13 protein-coding genes and 1 pseudogene are annotated in these 15877 nt (G+C 57.5%); 10 read left to right on the top strand and 4 right to left on the bottom strand.

All coding sequences use genetic code 11. The features are described from left to right. The first annotated feature begins 129 nt into the window (after nt 1–129). Nucleotides 130–1670, top strand: a pseudogene (locus tag P3T17_RS27560) (methyl-accepting chemotaxis protein). 798 nt (nt 1671–2468) lie between these two features. Here the strand turns inward: P3T17_RS27560 and P3T17_RS27565 are convergent. Continuing rightward, the gene (locus tag P3T17_RS27565; protein WP_429409605.1) at nt 2469–3512 is read right to left on the bottom strand and encodes a hypothetical protein; all 1044 of its coding nucleotides are present in this window, start codon (nt 3510–3512) and stop codon (nt 2469–2471) included. 640 nt (nt 3513–4152) lie between these two features. On the opposite strand from P3T17_RS27565, the gene P3T17_RS27570 reads away from it, so the two are divergent. From P3T17_RS27570 to P3T17_RS27595, 6 genes are all read left to right on the top strand, one after another. Next, complete coding sequence (locus P3T17_RS27570; RefSeq protein WP_429409606.1) at nt 4153–4860, top strand: hypothetical protein; 708 nt, start codon at nt 4153–4155, stop codon at nt 4858–4860. A 125-nt stretch (nt 4861–4985) separates the two neighbouring features. After that, nucleotides 4986–6863 (top strand): hypothetical protein, encoded by a 1878-nt coding sequence (locus P3T17_RS27575; RefSeq protein WP_429409607.1) that lies wholly within the window; start codon nt 4986–4988, stop codon nt 6861–6863. Then, nucleotides 6853–7914, top strand: coding sequence for an ATP-binding protein (locus P3T17_RS27580; protein WP_429409608.1), 1062 nt, complete (start codon nt 6853–6855; stop codon nt 7912–7914). The genes P3T17_RS27575 and P3T17_RS27580 overlap by 11 nt, the downstream gene beginning before the upstream one ends. Nucleotides 7915–8851: 937 nt before the next feature. Continuing rightward, nucleotides 8852–9277: a hypothetical protein gene (locus P3T17_RS27585; RefSeq protein ID WP_429409609.1), complete on the top strand. Its 426-nt coding sequence runs from the start codon at nt 8852–8854 to the stop codon at nt 9275–9277. Nucleotides 9278–9591: 314 nt separating this feature from the next. Further along, the gene (locus P3T17_RS27590) at nt 9592–9957 is read left to right on the top strand and encodes a hypothetical protein (protein ID WP_429409610.1); all 366 of its coding nucleotides are present in this window, start codon (nt 9592–9594) and stop codon (nt 9955–9957) included. Next, nucleotides 9954–10445 (top strand): HAD domain-containing protein, encoded by a 492-nt coding sequence (locus tag P3T17_RS27595; RefSeq protein ID WP_429409611.1) that lies wholly within the window; start codon nt 9954–9956, stop codon nt 10443–10445. The genes P3T17_RS27590 and P3T17_RS27595 overlap by 4 nt, the downstream gene beginning before the upstream one ends. 705 nt (nt 10446–11150) lie before the next feature. Here P3T17_RS27595 and P3T17_RS27600 read toward each other — a convergent pair. From P3T17_RS27600 to P3T17_RS27610, 3 genes are all read right to left on the bottom strand, one after another. Continuing rightward, on the bottom strand, nt 11151–11738 hold the full coding sequence (locus tag P3T17_RS27600) for a BPSL1445 family SYLF domain-containing lipoprotein (RefSeq protein WP_429409672.1): 588 nt from the start codon (nt 11736–11738) through the stop codon (nt 11151–11153). Nucleotides 11739–11854: 116 nt separating this feature from the next. Further along, nucleotides 11855–12760: an HAD-IC family P-type ATPase gene (locus P3T17_RS27605; RefSeq protein ID WP_429409612.1), complete on the bottom strand. Its 906-nt coding sequence runs from the start codon at nt 12758–12760 to the stop codon at nt 11855–11857. Beyond that, nucleotides 12732–13133, bottom strand: coding sequence for an NAD(P)-binding protein (locus P3T17_RS27610; protein ID WP_429409673.1), 402 nt, complete (start codon nt 13131–13133; stop codon nt 12732–12734). The genes P3T17_RS27605 and P3T17_RS27610 overlap by 29 nt, the downstream gene beginning before the upstream one ends. 237 nt (nt 13134–13370) lie before the next feature. Here P3T17_RS27610 and P3T17_RS27615 point away from each other — a divergent pair, with 237 nt between their 5' ends. The 3 genes from P3T17_RS27615 to P3T17_RS27625 all read left to right on the top strand — a co-directional run bounded on the left by P3T17_RS27615 (nt 13371) and on the right by P3T17_RS27625 (nt 15805). Beyond that, nucleotides 13371–14369, top strand: coding sequence for a MerR family transcriptional regulator (locus P3T17_RS27615; RefSeq protein ID WP_429409613.1), 999 nt, complete (start codon nt 13371–13373; stop codon nt 14367–14369). 130 nt (nt 14370–14499) lie between these two features. After that, a complete protein-coding gene (gene folE / locus P3T17_RS27620; RefSeq protein WP_429409615.1) occupies nt 14500–15213 on the top strand; it encodes a GTP cyclohydrolase I in 714 nt (237 codons plus the stop codon). A gap of 136 nt (nt 15214–15349) precedes the next feature. Then, on the top strand, nt 15350–15805 hold the full coding sequence (locus tag P3T17_RS27625) for a DUF3429 domain-containing protein (RefSeq protein WP_429409616.1): 456 nt from the start codon (nt 15350–15352) through the stop codon (nt 15803–15805). Nucleotides 15806–15877: the final 72 nt, after the last annotated feature.

Here is a 15877-nt window from a genome sequence, read left to right on the forward strand (position 1 = left end):
AATCGCAGCAAGTAACCAAGTCCGATGTAGTCATTGCCTGACAGGGTTTGTCCTGGGCTTTGATGCCTGAAGAAGTACTCCCATCCTGCCGATAAATGTACCAAATGGTTAACATTAAAGGGCACCGGCGTGAAACTTTCTACAAAGCTATTGGTGCTGGTGATCGCTGCGTTGCTCGGCGTTGCGGTCCTGGCTGTGACAGCGGTTCAGATCTTGCGCGGCTCGCTGGTCGATAGCCGACGCGAGCAGATCGTCATTCTTCTGACAAAGGCCGAACATCTGGTCAGCCATTACCGTGATTTACAGGCGAGTGGCGTTATGACTCGCGATCAGGCGCAACAGTCCGCCAAGGATGCGATTGCGCAACTCAATGCCAATACCCAAAGCTATTATTGGGTTACCACTTCGGAAGGGGTCAACCTCGTACATCCAGTTGCCCGATTCATCGGCACAAAGGCAAAGGGCAATAAAACCACCTCGGGGCTGACAGATAGCGAGGCCTATCGCCAGGCATGGCGGCTTCGCATATTGCTCTCGTTGACGTGCTCGTGAAGCGCACCCCGGACGCGGAAGCCGTACCGAAACTGCAGGGCGTCGTGGCCATTCCGGACTGGGATTGGTGGATCGGAACCGGGTTTTTCTACGATGACATCAATGCGGCCTTCAACAAGCTCGCGACGCTGCTCGGCTCCATTGCAGCACTCATTTTTGCAACCGTCGGCCTGCTCGCGTGGGCGGTAACACGTAGCGTCACGCGGGCGCTGGGCGGCGAGCCAGCCTATGCCGCCCAGATCGCGTCGCAAATCGCGAGCGGCAATCTCGACATCGAAGTGCAGACGCGTCACGCGCACCCGGGCAGCTTGCTCGTTGCGCTAAACGACATGAAATCGAAGCTGGCCGTGATAGTTGCAGAAATTCAGTCCGCGAGTTATTCGATTGCGACGGGTTCCGGTGAAATCGCGCAAGGCAATCTTGATCTGTCGCAACGGACCGAAGAGCAGGCGGCATCACTGGAAGAAACAGCGGCCAGCATGGAGCAGATCACGGCCACCGTCAAACAGAATGCAGACAATGCGCGGCAAGCCAACGCGCTCGCCTGCCAGGCGACTGCAGCGACTGCGCGAGGGAGCGCGGCAGTGAAGGACGCGATCGGCACGATACGCCAGATCGCGGGCGAGTCAGACAAGATCGCTGAGATCACGACCGTGATCGAAGCGATTGCGTTTCAGACCAATATCCTCGCGCTCAATGCGGCCGTCGAAGCCGCAAGGGCCGGCGAGGAAGGCCGCGGTTTCGCGGTAGTGGCAGGTGAAGTGCGTGCGCTTGCGCAACGTAGTGCCGTGGCAGCCAAGGACATCAAGAGCCTGATTCAGGTATCCGTTGCGAGTGTCACCGATGGTACGCGGCTCGTCGAGGCGGCCGGTGAGCGCATGACTGAGATCGTGCAATCGATTGACCGGGTCACCGATATCATGGGCGAGATTTCGGCCGCATCAGACGAGCAAAGCACCGGTATCGAGCAAATCAGCCGGGCCGTGTCGCAGATGGATGAAGTCACGCAACAGAATGCGGCTCTGGTGGAGCAAGCTGCTGCAGCGGCTTCGTCGCTCGACGAACAAGCCGGGCGCCTGCGCTCCGTGGTCGGCGTGTTCCGGCTCGCTACTGTCTAGCCCGCATGTGACGCAGCCTCGGTTGGGAATCGCTTCTTCAGATCGGCGGTGAACTTGATGCCGTGCGTCCCGGACGGCGTAGGCATGCAAAAGGACCATCTCAGCCGTCCTGCCGTCACGCTTGCCTACGTTACTCACCGTGCATGCCCAGGCGCGATATCCGCGACACGGTGCGACTCTCATGCGCATAGCAGGTGACTCGGACAACGCGAAGGAGGCAAAGCGCCCGATGAAGCTGCCGTAGTGCTCGGACACGATTGCATACGCAGATTGATCTGTCTGTGTGCCTTGCGGTAAAAGGGCCGACCCGAAACTGGCGCCGCGGGCGGCATGGCATTACTTCACTTACGGACCGTCAGAAAAAGTGCTTCCAAGAAGTGAAAGGACGCAAACGAATGCTCAAGAGAACAGGGAAAAATTTGGAAGAAAGTGCGTACCGGAGAGGACACAATGTTGGACTATCTCGTCTTAGCGAGAGATCTGGTCACGCGGATCGAGAAGAGGGCCGAATACCGTGTCGCAGATAAGCTTCTGCAACGATACTTTTCCGTCCCACAAGTATCTAAGTTAGAAAGGGCTATCGCAGAGTGAGATGAAAGTAGTGACGTGACGATTCCCCGGTGCCCCATAAACTGCGCATTGACCGACCTTATGCCCAATTTATGGGGCATTTTCCTACGCCAATGACGACTCCCCGCTTACCGGAGCTCCCACCTCCCAATTTCTAGGCAGTGGTAATTTCCAAAAGAGAATGCAGCATGACGGAGATATGGGCGCTCTGAACGGCTTCTTGATATCCTAAGAGACAGGCTCGTCCGGCGGCCCCATGTCCCTAAACGCTAGCGCCAGTTCATCGTCGTCAGCTACGTATCCACCGACCTGGTACCGTGCCAGGCGCGCTTGGCGCCAGACGTAACGCTCCGCGATCGAATATTTGTTTAGCGCTTCTGCGATCCCTGTATGGCGAATCCATTCAGGCGAGGCCCTCGAAAACGTTTGTGCATGCTCTGGGGCGAATGCAGCCGCTTCTGCGAACAGCTGTTTGAATGCCTTATATATGGCCGATCCATGGCTGCTGGCGTGACCGGCGCGCAGCGGAATGATCGCGGGCGTCGAATCTTCTTCCGCTGGGAATCGAGGCAACCCGTTGGCGACGCGATACTCCTGAAGCGCTATCAAGAGGTTTGGAGGAATCGCGATCCGTGCACGTCCATAGCACGGGTCGGGAAGTTCGATGACCCAGCTTCCCGAGGACAATCGGCGGAAGTCACCCATTTTCAATTGGGCGATTTCTTCACGGTGCAAAAACGAGTAGTAAGCCAACAGGAAGAGCCAGTGGGCACGTATCGCCACTTTTTCGCTTGGCCACGAATCGACCGCACGAAGTACCGCATGCCATTGGGCCGCCGTTAGCACCCGCTCCAATGGTCGCTGGATCGGGGGTGCGCCGCCCTTTGTTACTTTGCAGAAAGGATTCCCGAAGGCGGTGCTATCCGATGCGTCTCTCGTCATCTGGGCTAGCGCGCCATACATCACATTCAGTATGGTCAGCGCATTTTTTACTGACACAGGCTTAAGACCGCCTTTGTGAGGCGGACTTGTAAACCCGAACTGCTGGTAGATCTCTGATGGAATGGCAGGCTGGGGATCGAAAAGATAACCCTTGTAAGTGATTGCGTCGGCTTCGATCGCGTCCGAAAGGCGCGCGGCTGAGCCTTTCCGCTGTACCAGCCATGCAAGAAACCGGCGGCCGTGGAGCCCGTACAACTTGGCAGTACCCGCCGAGCGAACTTCCTTAGGCGCGGTCCATCGAGCAATAAGTTCGATGTCTGGATGTGTCATCTGAAAGTCGTACGAAAGACGCCCGATGGGGTGGCGAGATCATGCAAATACGCAGACGTTCTTGTTCCACGAGGGAGGTGATTAAAACTTAGAATATATTTTATTTAATAAAAAGCAACTCTGATACATCGAAAAATAGGTGTATCGCCGAATCAAAAAATCGTGCAACGATATCACGCTGATATTGCAATGTACTTATAAAATTCGTTGTATGTTGCAAATGAAGGGACGTCAAAATTGCCGGACCTGCAACGGATCGATGCAATATAAAATAAGGGGTGGAAGCGAGGATGAAATATAAAAATAAAGCGAATGACAAATTATTCGCTTGGATTCTTCTATGAATGCGCTAATCTGCGATTGTCGAATCCAATGCACCAACGGTTGGGCGGCGCCATCCGCTCAACCTAGACGATTGCTATAGGATTTTATTACGGGAATTGAGAGGGTCCGAATGAACGGAACTTGAACTCACGCAAAAAGCGCTGCGCGAACAGCGCTTTTGCCCAACCTCAACGCTTAGGACGTCATTTTGATTTTGGTTCGAACTTCAACCAAAGTCAAGGGGATTCTTCGCGTCCAGCGCTGGATGATGGCGCCTAGAGCAGGGCGCCATCGATTTCTTCGTTTGGAGAAACGCATGGACATTGCTGCGATCGAATCGTCGCTGGATCTACGGCGGCATCGGATATCGGTAACTCCGACGATCCGAAAGCGGAAAAGGCATCAATCGAATATCTGGGTGTTTGATTCGCCCAAAATTAATAAACGATTTACTGTCCTCGGCGACGTCGCTTTCATGCATCTCGTGTTGCTTGAGGGCGACACAAGCGTGCTTGGGTACGATCCCACACCGGCGCCCATTCTGAGTGTGGCGAACGGAGAGCCGTATCAAACCACGCTGGATGCCATTGTGCATTTTGAGAGCGGACGGGATGAGTGGTGGGAATTCAAGCGCGCACGAGATGCGGGACCCTCCCGAAAAGGGAGGGCGCGGGAGCAACTTAATGCTCAAGCTACGGCAGCCAGCACCGTTGGCGTGATTTACAGAGTGCTTACCGAGCGTGATCTGGTTGGAAAGGACATTCTTTTTGACAACTGGCTCCATCTTTGCGCCGCCATAACACGCGCACGTGGGTGCGCAACGTATCGCGAAGCGGAGGTTCTACGAGAGCGGCTGGTGTTGCGCGATCAGTGTACATTAGGCGAACTGATGTCGGACAGCGCTATCGACCCTGCGCTGATGTTGGCAGTCGTGGCCAGGCTGCTGCAGGCAGGCGAACTGAATGCCAATCTCGAGATGGAATATTTCCGTCGGGCGTCGCTACTGTCGCGGAGGCCGACATGAGCTCTGGCAGCCCCCGATATCTAGTACCGCCGCGTTTGAAAGACCCGCAGACATGGCCCCAGCCAGATGCTTCTCTCATGGGGACAGCAAGGCGGCTATACGAAACGCGGAGGGAAGCCATCCTGATGTATCTCGATGGCCGTCCGCACGACGAGATACGCAAGCAAACTGGGAAATCGCGGGAGGAGGTCGGTCGATTGATCCGCCGCTGTCTTCAGCCTGCGGACGACGGGCAGATTTTCGGTTTTCGTGCTCTTGTACCTGGGACCCGCGTCAATGGATATATTCGAAAAGCACCGCTTAATCAGCGGCCCCACGGACAGCCTTTCGGAGATGCGGGCGCGTTGGGGATGATGTTCCGGCGATTCCCCGAGCTCGAAGAGAGTATCGAACGTCTCATTCTGAAGAAACCGATGCATGAACAGATACCCGAGGCCCGGATCCAGTTCTCTCGCGCACACAAGTACTTCCTCGCGTATTTAAAAAGGGTTGGCGTGAGAAGCGACGAATGGCCGTTCCAACGGAAAGATCAGGCTAAACGCACTCTCCACCGCCACTGTATGAGTATCAGAGATGCGCACCTGGAAAGGTGGGTCTGGGCCCGATCAGGCGAGGACGCCGCAAGACGCAGGAATCTGGGTCGTGGGTATCGCAGCCTGATGGAGGCCCGCCGCCCTTACTCAATGATGCAGCTTGATTTCCATAAAGTAGACGCAGCCTCGATAATTAGTATTACAGATAAAAATTTCGTAGACCATGACTATCCCGTTGCACGGTGGTTTTTCGGCATGCTCGTGGACGAATTTACCGCCGGGATCTGCGGTGTTTGCATTGCATTGGATAGAAATCCCAGCGCCGATAGCACGCTTGAGACGCTGGAAAGTGCGATAACCCCGTGGGAATGCGGCCCAGATGACCTTCGAATGAAGTTCACGCCGGATGGCAAGATTCTCGTACATGACTTGGTTCCGGAGCTGGCGGGGCAGGCCTTCCCTGTTTTGAGGGTTGACAATGCGTGGAGCAATTCCGCGACTGATGTGGTGAATATCGTAATGGATGTAATTGGCTGTGCAATAAATTTTGGCCCGGTTCGGGCCTGGTGGCTCAGGAGTTTGATCGAGAGGATCTTCGGTAAGCTGACCGATGCCGGTTTGAAAAGGCTACCGTCGACTTTCGGATCTGGACCCGCCGATACTACGCGAGCAGACCCTATCGGAAAGGCGGAATACTTTCGGATTCATCTCGACGAACTGGTGGCGATTATTTACGGCTGCGTCAGAGACCACAATCTGGCGTCTACCGAACACCTGCACGGGGCGTCGCCGATCCGAACACTGATTAGCGTGGTAGGTCACCCTGAACACCCATGGCTGCCCCAGCCTGTCCCTCGAGACACATCGCAAAATTGTCGGTTGCTATGGCATGAAGTTGAATGCTTCGTGCGCGGAGACATCTCAAAAAATGACCAACCTTATGTCAGAGCTGATCGTTGCAGGTACCGCAATGATCTCCTATCGCAGAAATACGAACTGGTAGGGAAGCGGGTGTTGGTAAGGATCAGCAGAAGGGATGCACGAGTAGCATTCGCCGTCGTCATAGACACCGGCGAAATACTTGGTTTTCTGCGAGCCGAAAAGCGATGGTCCAATTGGCCACATACCTACCAGGAACGAAAAATTATCAACAGGGCAACGCCAGCAGAGGACTCAGACCGCCGTTCTGATCCTCTCGGCCATTGGGCGACGGAAAAGAAAGAAGAAATGTTGACAAGGAAAGTCTCGCGCCGAGGGCGCAGGTCATCTGCGGGAAACGCTCTTGCCCTCGCGAAACGGAGTAAGGCCAAGTCAGGCAAAACTGCGACTTCAATACCGGTAGACACCGGCGACCTTCCCGATCCAGAGCCAGCAAGATCTTGGGGCAATTCGGAAATTCCGGACGTGTTCGGATTGACGTCCGTTGAGACGATGAAGCCCGTTTGGAAGGATGATTCAGATGATCAATGACGCCTCCCAAACGGACTCGACGCCGCGCTCCAGTATGTCCGATGATCTGAATTCGCAGCCGTTTCCCGACTGGATAGGGCGACGCGCTGAGCTTTACCCGATGCATCCGCTTATAGCGCTGTCTGTGTCGCTTCCCACTCCCCCCATCCAGGAGCTTTATCAGGACATGCGACGTATGGTGCTGTTGCGTGAATCTGGTTGCTCAGTGTCCGCAATGAGCGGTGTAGGTAAGTCTTTCGCGCTCGACATCATAAGGCAGCAACTGGCGCGCGACTTCCCCGGCATTGTTGTGTACACACACAATGCTCACCACCACGATGTAACATCTGTCCGCGGATTTTTTCAGCATTTTCTGGCCACGGTAAACCAACCAAATCGCAAAGGCGAAACCTATGAACTCAGGCTGCGACTCGTAACCACAATTGTGGATGATGCTGGACGATCGCCATTCAAACAGGCCGTCTTACTGGTCGACGAGGCCCAGGAAATGCACTTGAGTGATTTTCGGTTTCTGAAAGACGTCTATAACGATCTGGCCCGGGAGGGCATCCATCTGATTGGTATTCTCATGGGGGAGGAGCCTGCATTCAAGGACTCGATCAAGAATTTGGGCGGAGCCCGGGAAAAGTCTTTGATCGACCGATTCTCCCATCGGGTCTTCCGTCTCCGCTCGTTTCAAAATGTTGCCGACATTCGTTGGGTCCTTCGAGCCATCGATAGCGAAGTCTTTCTCGAAAGCCCAAAGGTTCGGTGGACGGAGTTTTTCTTTCCGATTGCGTATGCCTCTGGCTTTCGCCTGGAACATGAAGCGGAAGCGCTATGGAATGCGCTAACGCGCGCAAAGCGTCAGTCACGCCGCAGCGACGGCGTTTCGGCACGAGTCGCGTTTAGAGCAATCAAGGAGTTTTTAACAGATAACGCTGGCGCAGACGCGCGCACGCCGAAGCTACCGTCCGACGCATGGATGGCGGCAGTGGGGCGTGCGATTTGGCGCGACGCATTGGCGCAGCCTGGCGGAGCAACAGATGGCACCGAGAGCGTTAAGACCTGAGGCCGCATCACGAGCTTTTTTGGGCCGAGCGTTCAGTCCGTTGCCCTACGAGTCGGCGGCATCGGCCTTGATGCGCCTTGGGTGGCGCAGTGTCTTGAGCCCTGAAGACATTCGGTCGCTATGTTGCGGGCACCGGCATGGGAGGGCTCGGGACGTATTCCTTCAGTTGGGTTGGATCAACGGCAAACGTGTCTTTACCGCGACCGGATGGGGAGTTCCCGCAGACGATGAAGTCAATATGCTCGGAGCTTTGGAGCCAGCGCAAAATGTGTGGCTTTCGAATCGTTTTCGATTCTGCCCGATCTGTCTGGAAGGCGCCTACCACAGCTATTGGTACCAGTTCGAACCGCTGCTGTGCTGCCCCCTCCATGCAACGCCACTGACCACGCTCTGTCAGCAGTGCGCCCGCGTCGTGGGCAATTATCGAGTCAGCCGCGATCTGTTCGAGATGCCGTTTAGATGTACCAAGTGCGGAGCGTTTCTGGCAGGGGCGCCCACGACTTTGGCGTCGCATACGGAATTTCGCGAACACTCGGATCAACTGTCTTCAGCTTTCCGCTATCTCGATCAATGGGCAAAAAGCGCTGAGAAGCCGTTGAAGGCACTTCATTTGTTCACAAGGCAGAACCGGGATTTGTTACTCCGTCGGCCGCTCTCGCGACCGCTACTTCAAGGATTGGCCAACGAGCTTTGTGCTCTGCCGGACGGATGTACCTGTTCGAGAGGCTGTCCTGTTCTCGCGATACGATGGCGACTTAACCTCGTCCCGCGGCAGCGCGCCTCGTATCAATACAGATCACGATGGAGCGAACGGGCGACGATACCGCTCACTGTCTATCGGACGGTGCTACGGCGTTTGCGTCGATGGCTGACAACAGCGTCTCTTTCACGCTTTTGGCCTTCGAGCCACAAATACACAAGCGAAGACGAAGTCAGGATGCTGCCCACGCCATTGGCGGCATACTGCCTGCTAAGGCGACGGGTCGAAGGAGAGTGGTACAGCATTTACGCGCGGGTGCATGACGCCTTGATCCGCGATGCACCGTTGCCGCTGGTCCACGATGGCCGCGAGCCGCCGAGGTCGATTTGCGCAGCCCAATATGTTGGCATGTACGTGGACTGCGTTACGCATATACAACGGGAACGAGCTGCCGGTGGCACCCTTGAACCTCCATTTACGCTCCAGGATGGCCTCGAACTTTTCGTGGCCCATGGCCGTACTGAGACAGCCTTGATTGGTGCGGTGATTATCCCGCGTGTTTTGGAATTGCCGGTCGCGGTGACGGGGCGTACGTGCAAAGCCGGAGAATTGATTCGAGAGCTGACACAGGGCAGGTTTGTAAAAGAGGTTTCTGAGATCTGATCAACTCGAATCGGATACGGTGCGTTCGGAAGAATATCGGGGGAGGTTGGGGTAGGACGAGCATTTTTGCTCGACGCAGACCCGGCAGATGAATCGTTTGGGTTCCCGTGCATCAATGTACGTGAGACACGGCGCTAGCACGTTGTGTCGAATAAAGTCACACCGCATGTATAGCGTGAGCCATATTCCCTGGATAGAGGAGGAAACTAATTCACGTCAGTATCAATCCGCGGATCGGGCGTCCGAGCACACCATATGCGCTTGCAGGACTGCCTGATCGATACCAGTCTCCACTTTCAGAGAGTGAGGCAAACGTGACCCTGCAACAGATCCAGTTCCTCCACCGGTCGTATCCGTTGATTTTCTCGCAGCGAATTGGCGTGGGTTGCCCAAACGGCTGGTTCGATCTCATCAATCGCGTATGCGTGGAACTTGAGCAGTTCGCAAAAGCACAGCAAGCTTGCGGGGCGTCCGTCGGAAGTCTGCCCCAGTTGCGGGACATCAAGGAAAAGTATGGTGTCTTGTGCATCTACTTTTCTGGTGACGACCCTCGCATCGACAGCCTCATTGCTGAGGCCGAGGAAGAAAGCGGGCGGTTGTGTGCTATTTGCGGGAAGGAGGCAACCACTCGACGAGGTTTCAACCGGCTATGTGAGGCCCACGGAGCGGCCCGTTTGTGAGCGTCCTCTTTCTCGACTTTGACGGGGTGCTGCACCCGGGACCAGTCATCCTGAAGAGAGGGCGGCCGACCCTTGTAGAACCGGGCCATCTGTTCATGTGGACACCAACACTTGAAGCGTTACTCGTGCCGTATCCCGAGATACGGATTGTGCTGAGTACCAGTTGGTGTGTTCACCGGGGCTTCACCCGAGCGCGCAATGAGCTACCGCCGGGTCTGCGTAACAGGGTAATCGGCTCGACTTGGCACAGCCAAATGATGAAGTCGGAGTTCCTGGCGAAGCCCCGCTTCTATCAGATACTGGAATGGATGGCGCGCTCGCGTCCGCGCCCGACACGTTGGCTGGCGATAGATGATGATGATGCCGGCTGGTCGGATACAAACCGCGATGTGCTCGTTCATACGGACGAAAAAACGGGCCTTGGTTCGCCAGCCGTAGTCAGCGAATTACAGGAAAAGCTGGATCTGCTCCGACATCCTCCGCCGTAAGAATCGCAATCACGTTTCGTCGGCAACGTCGCCGCGATTAACATGGGTGATCCGATACCGCTCGTTCTACCAATGCTCGACAACGCGGGCGGCGCACACCTGGCCAATACAGACGCGCCGCCGCGCAATGGTTTGGGGGGCACATGGCGCGCGGAGGTTGGCCGGGCAGGGGATAGGGAGGGCTTGACATAACACCTGTTTCGAACTGGGGCAGTGACGTCCGTGGCCTCCTCCCGAATCCGACAGTCGAACGACCGGCGGACGTAAAAGGCAAACGGCTGCATGTGGCCACGTGCTGTCCAATGCGATCGGCATACGTTGGCCGCAATATACTTTGACTACTGTTGGTCTGCAGCGGCGAGCCGTAGGTCGCATCTCACGGGCGAGGTGACGGCTTTATTTGGCGCCCGGCAAACCCGTACTGAGTATGTCTGTGGAGGCGCCCAAAGTCTCGCATTGACACCTTTTCGACGCAACGTTGACATCTTGAATGCGTTGTACGCTTTGACGCGTTCGATGCAGGCGCACAAATTGTCGACAACCGGTAGCGGCAATATGAGCCGGTCATGCTTCGGCAGAGTCGTGCCCAAGAACAGTCTCAGCAACGTCACCTTATTGCGGGCCCCATCTATAGCTTCGAAGGGGGCACCCGGCAGCGCCAGTGGGCGCCCACGTGAAGCCATGCGGGCCGGCTGGAATCAACCACTAGATGTTTAAACGCGACACCTTGGTACCCGACAGCGAAACATCGCCCATCAGACCGGCGTTCGTCAGCACAAAGACCTCTACCGGTGCAGTCGCCGTGGTTGTATCGACGGCCCCGTTCGCACCGACCTTAACAAGCGCTACCGATCCCTCTCCACCTGCTGACCAGCCCTTTGAGTCGCGAAAGCTTTCCAGCGCGTCATGCGTCATAAACAGAAAAATGATGGCCTTTGATTGGGCACCCGCCTGAAATCCGAAGGATCCAGATACCGTGCTGTAGTACCCGACCGACTTCCCGCCTACGCGCAACGCACCCTCGCCGTATTGTCCGCCCACGACGAAACCTGCTTGCAGCACCGACGGAAACACGAGCACGCCATTCGCTTTGGCGACAAGTTCGCGCGAACCCTTAACGGTTGAATAGAGCCGCGATATCGTGCCCCGCACCTTTGCATCAATTGACCGCCGCTTTGCCTCATTAGTTTCGCTCGCGGTCGCCTGAGGCGCCGTGGCCGTCCAACCCCCGAACGCCAGAGCAGCAACAGCGAGCGCGGCGCTTCCTGTCCGTACAAAATTTCGCCTGTGCATCGTAATCTCCATTGCGGATAGTTTTAAGCTTACTGCCGTATGGGCAGGACGAGCGGGTCGTCCGCCGCGCGAAACATATGAATGTTGGCGAACAATTTAAGACTGCGTTCTCAGTGCTATTCACTTGCTTTTCGGATCTCTGCCGCTTCGTCGATACGCAACAGACGCCCCGCATTGGCGATGACGACAAACGTGCCGACGTTGTGCATGACAGCAACCCACAAAGCGCCTAGCACGCCAAGCGCAGCAAGCGCGATGATTGCCACCGTCCACACCAGTCCAATCGCTGCGTTGACTGTTGCGGTGTGCCGGCAGCGTCTCCCGAGGCGGATGCAGGTGGGAATGCGGCGCAAATCGTCGCCGAGCAGCACGATGTCCGCCGATGCCACTGCGATATCGATACCCCGTTCTCCCATGGCAATACTGGTCGCACCGGCTTTGATGGCGAGCACCTCGTTTAGACCGTCGCCGACCACCAGCGGGTGGCGGCCCGCTTCGAGTTCATACATCACATAGTCGAGTTTGTCGTGCGGTAGCGCTTGCGCAACGACCGTGTCGACGCCCACTTGCGCCGCCATCTTGCGCGCCACTGCCTCGCGGTCACCCGTTAGCAAGATTTGCCGCACGAGCCCTAGCACGCGCAACTCGGCCAGCGCATCAGCAGCTTCGGCACGAAGCGCATCGGCAAAACCGAACCAGGCGAGCAGTTTGCCGTCGAGGGCTAGCCCGACACATGGCCCGTCGATCGTCTCGGGTGCCTGAACATGACCGTTCACATGTTCCTGCAACCATTCGGCGCGGCCAAGCACTGCGGCGCCCTTGAGCGTCTGGGCGATGATGCCCAGACCCCTGCGTTCGAGCGCGCGTTCGAACGGCGCGATTTCGATCTCATCCGCAGCGGTCACTGCGTGGTCTGATTCAGCGTAGCGCGTCATTGCCCGACTGACCGGATGAGCGCTGCCCGCTGCGAGCCGCGCGGCCAGCGACATGGCTTCAGACTGCGCGACCCCGGGTTGGTCCAATACTGAGTTGCCAGCGACTCGCCTGACGACGCAACTCCACGATGTTGCTCTGCGTCCTGACTGTTAGCGAGGACGCCAGCAGATCGGCTGGTGAAGTCATGGACGGCGTGCCAACGAGGCGCTCAAGCTTTTCCGTTCGCGCAGAGTAGACCGGGTGGATCGTACCGTCGAACACGGCGAGGCGCGGCTCCCACATCGCCGCCGCGCCTGCGTGTATCCAGCGGGCGACCTCCGCGCGGAACCACGGGTCGCGGGCGGTGAAGTATTGCGCTCCATGGTCGCACTGCCAGTGGACGTCTTGGCGGGTGCTCATCCGCCCGGCTGGCCGTTGGCTCCTGTCGAATACGGTAACCGCGCACCGAGCATCGCGCAGTGCGGTCGCGCGAGGGGGCTAGCCATGCCAGCCTCGATGACACGCAATGTGTGGGCCGTTTTCAGCAAATTCGTAATGTCTCGAAAACGGTCCGGATTCGGCAATCGAAACTGGCGTCACTGTATCGAATCGAATCGAAGATATCGTTTCGTTGACTCGGTATTTTTAAAAAACAATTCAAAATGACTCATATACCGTCTATCATTCTGAGACGGATGTCAGAAAAGAGGAGCTGCAGTGGCGTCGGCGATAGATGACGGGACTCAAAAGCGATACCGGAGCGGCGACGCGGCGCGGCTGGCAAACATGCCCGTTACCACGCTGCGTATCTGGGAGCGCCGCTACGGCGTCGTGGCGCCACCAAAGAGCGAATCGGGGCAGCGCCGTTATTCGGAAGATGACGTGCGCCGGTTGGCGTTGCTCAAGGCTCTTGTGCAGCGCGGTCATCCGATTGGCACGATCGCGAAGCTTGATCGGACGCAGCTCGAACAGCTTGCGCTAGGTCGCCGCGACAGGGAGTTCGTCCAGATAGCCTCGGGGCCGGCGCCGCTGGCCGTCGGCATAACCCTCGCTGTAATCGGCGACGCACTTGTGCAGCGCATCGAGACGGAAAATTTCGACCCTGCTGAAGCAGGCGTGGCCAATATGGCGTGCTTTGCGAGCCTGGAAGAGGCGTGCTTGCATCCGGCCACCGAGCGGGCAGACGTTCTCGTGGTGTCAGTTACGTCGCTTCACGAGGACGTGGCCTCGCAAGTCCTGAGTCTGGGCGAAGCGTATCAGGCGAGAGCGATCGCAGTGGCCTACGGGTTTGGCACGGGCCGGGCCATCCAGATGCTGCGGCTGTCGGGCGCGCGGCTCTACCGTGAACCCGACAGCCGCATCGAGTTGCGGCAGGTGCTCGAAGAACTGGCCCGGACGGCCCGAGGCTGGGGCGACGCGGCGCGGGACAGCCTATGGCTGCGTGCGGCGCGCCGCTTCGACGACCAGACGCTGGCCGCGATGGCGGCGCGCTCGTCGACCATTGCGTGCGAGTGTCCGCGGCACCTGGCCGAACTGATCATGAAGCTTTCTGCGTTCGAGAAGTACAGCGATGAATGCGGATCGCGCTCAGTCGCAGACATGTTGCTACACCGGAATCTGGGCGACGTCGCGAACCGCGCGCTCGCGATGTTCGAGTCGGCGCTCTCGCAAATCGCACACGAAGAAGGCCTTCTGCAGGAGGGCCGCGATGACTGACCCGCTCACACACAACGCGCCATCAGGCATTCGCTGCCATAGCTGGCTTGCGCATATATCTGGGCACGCTGCAGTTCGATGCACAGCTGGCCTGATCAAACCACGGGGTAAGTGACGTATGGAAACCGGATTGCAGGAACTTCCACAGCGGATCGATCCCGACGTCGGCGTCCCACTGTCGCAACGGATTCGTCAGCGGCTGCGCCGCGCCGGCGTGCGCTTTCACGCGAACGACAACATTGCCGATTATCTGCGTGAAGGCGAGGTTGATGGACTGCAGGCCGAAGTGGCCGAGCAGCTCGAACACATGCTGCGTTCTCTCGTGATCGATGTCGACGCCGACCACAACACGAGAGATACGGCCAAACGCCTCGCCAGGATGTTCATGCGTGAGGTGTTCTCAGGACGCTATGAACCCGCGCCCGCCGTAACCGAGTTTCCGAACGTCGAGCATCTCGATGAATTGATGATCGTCGGCCCGTTGCGCGTACGCAGCGCCTGTTCGCACCACCTCTGCCCAATCATGGGCCGTGTCTGGATCGGCGTGATGCCCAACGAGTGCTCGAACCTGATCGGTCTTTCAAAATATGGACGGCTGGTCAACTGGGTCATGAGCCGACCGCAGATTCAGGAGGAGGCGATCAAACAGGTCGCCGACCTGCTTGAGAACCGGATTGTGCCGGACGGCCTGGCGGTGGTTCTAGAGGCAGACCATTTCTGCATGCACTGGCGCGGCACGAGGGATGACGGTGCAAAGATGGTCAATAGCGTGATGCGTGGCTCCTTTCTCAAAGATGCGGCGTTGCGTCGTGAATTCCTGAGTCTTCTGCCAGGAAGAAACTAGCTGCGCGCGCATCGATGTCCGGCATGGACAGTGCTAGCGACGACCCAGACGGGAACGGTTCTGCTCCGGCTATGCGAAACATTCGAACCATTGGGGCGCGGGCCGTCGCGTCGGCTCGTTGCCGGGAGGCGACAGGATGACGCCTGATACTGAAATCTCAATCGGCCTGCCAAGGGCGCTCGGCTATGCAGGATTGATTCCGTTCGTGGTGCTCGCATTTCTCGTGAACACCTTCGGTGCACATGAGGCCTTCCTGCGACACGCGCTCCTTGCCTATGGCGCCTGCATCGTGTCGTTCGTCGGCGCTGTGCATTGGGGCTTATGGCTGGGCGCTACGGCGCCGCAGGCGCGTTCGAACGCGGCCCTGGGCTGGAGCGTGGTTCCCGCGGTGGCGGCGTGGGTGGTGCTGGCAATCGATACCCGCGCTGCGCTGGGCGCGCTGGCTGCGATATTGATGGTTTGCCTGCTGGTGGACATGCGGTTCCAGAGGCGCGGAGCGGGGCGTCGCAACGCATTGCCCGGGTGGTATGTGCGCATGCGTATTGTATTGACGACGGTCGGCGCGTTAAGTCTGCTGACTGCTATACGGTAGCGCCTGATTCAGCCAGATGCGGCAGCGGTCGCATGCCGCTCGAGGTGCGAGACGTGCTGATCAGAGGCGCCG

Source organism: Paraburkholderia sp. GAS82, assembly GCF_050436285.1.
Taxonomy (GTDB): domain Bacteria; phylum Pseudomonadota; class Gammaproteobacteria; order Burkholderiales; family Burkholderiaceae; genus Paraburkholderia; species Paraburkholderia phenazinium_B.

Excerpts from the sequence above, each read along its gene's own strand:
- P3T17_RS27565 (WP_429409605.1), bottom strand. The coding sequence starts at position 3,512 with ATGACACATCCAGACATCGAACTTATTGCTCGATGGACCGCGCCTAAG.
- P3T17_RS27570 (WP_429409606.1), top strand. The coding sequence starts at position 4,153 with ATGGACATTGCTGCGATCGAATCGTCGCTGGATCTACGGCGGCATCGG.
- P3T17_RS27575 (WP_429409607.1), top strand. The coding sequence starts at position 4,986 with ATGTATCTCGATGGCCGTCCGCACGACGAGATACGCAAGCAAACTGGG.
- P3T17_RS27580 (WP_429409608.1), top strand. The coding sequence starts at position 6,853 with ATGATCAATGACGCCTCCCAAACGGACTCGACGCCGCGCTCCAGTATG.
- P3T17_RS27585 (WP_429409609.1), top strand. The coding sequence starts at position 8,852 with ATGCTGCCCACGCCATTGGCGGCATACTGCCTGCTAAGGCGACGGGTC.
- P3T17_RS27600 (WP_429409672.1), bottom strand. The coding sequence starts at position 11,738 with ATGCACAGGCGAAATTTTGTACGGACAGGAAGCGCCGCGCTCGCTGTT.
- P3T17_RS27625 (WP_429409616.1), top strand. The coding sequence starts at position 15,350 with ATGACGCCTGATACTGAAATCTCAATCGGCCTGCCAAGGGCGCTCGGC.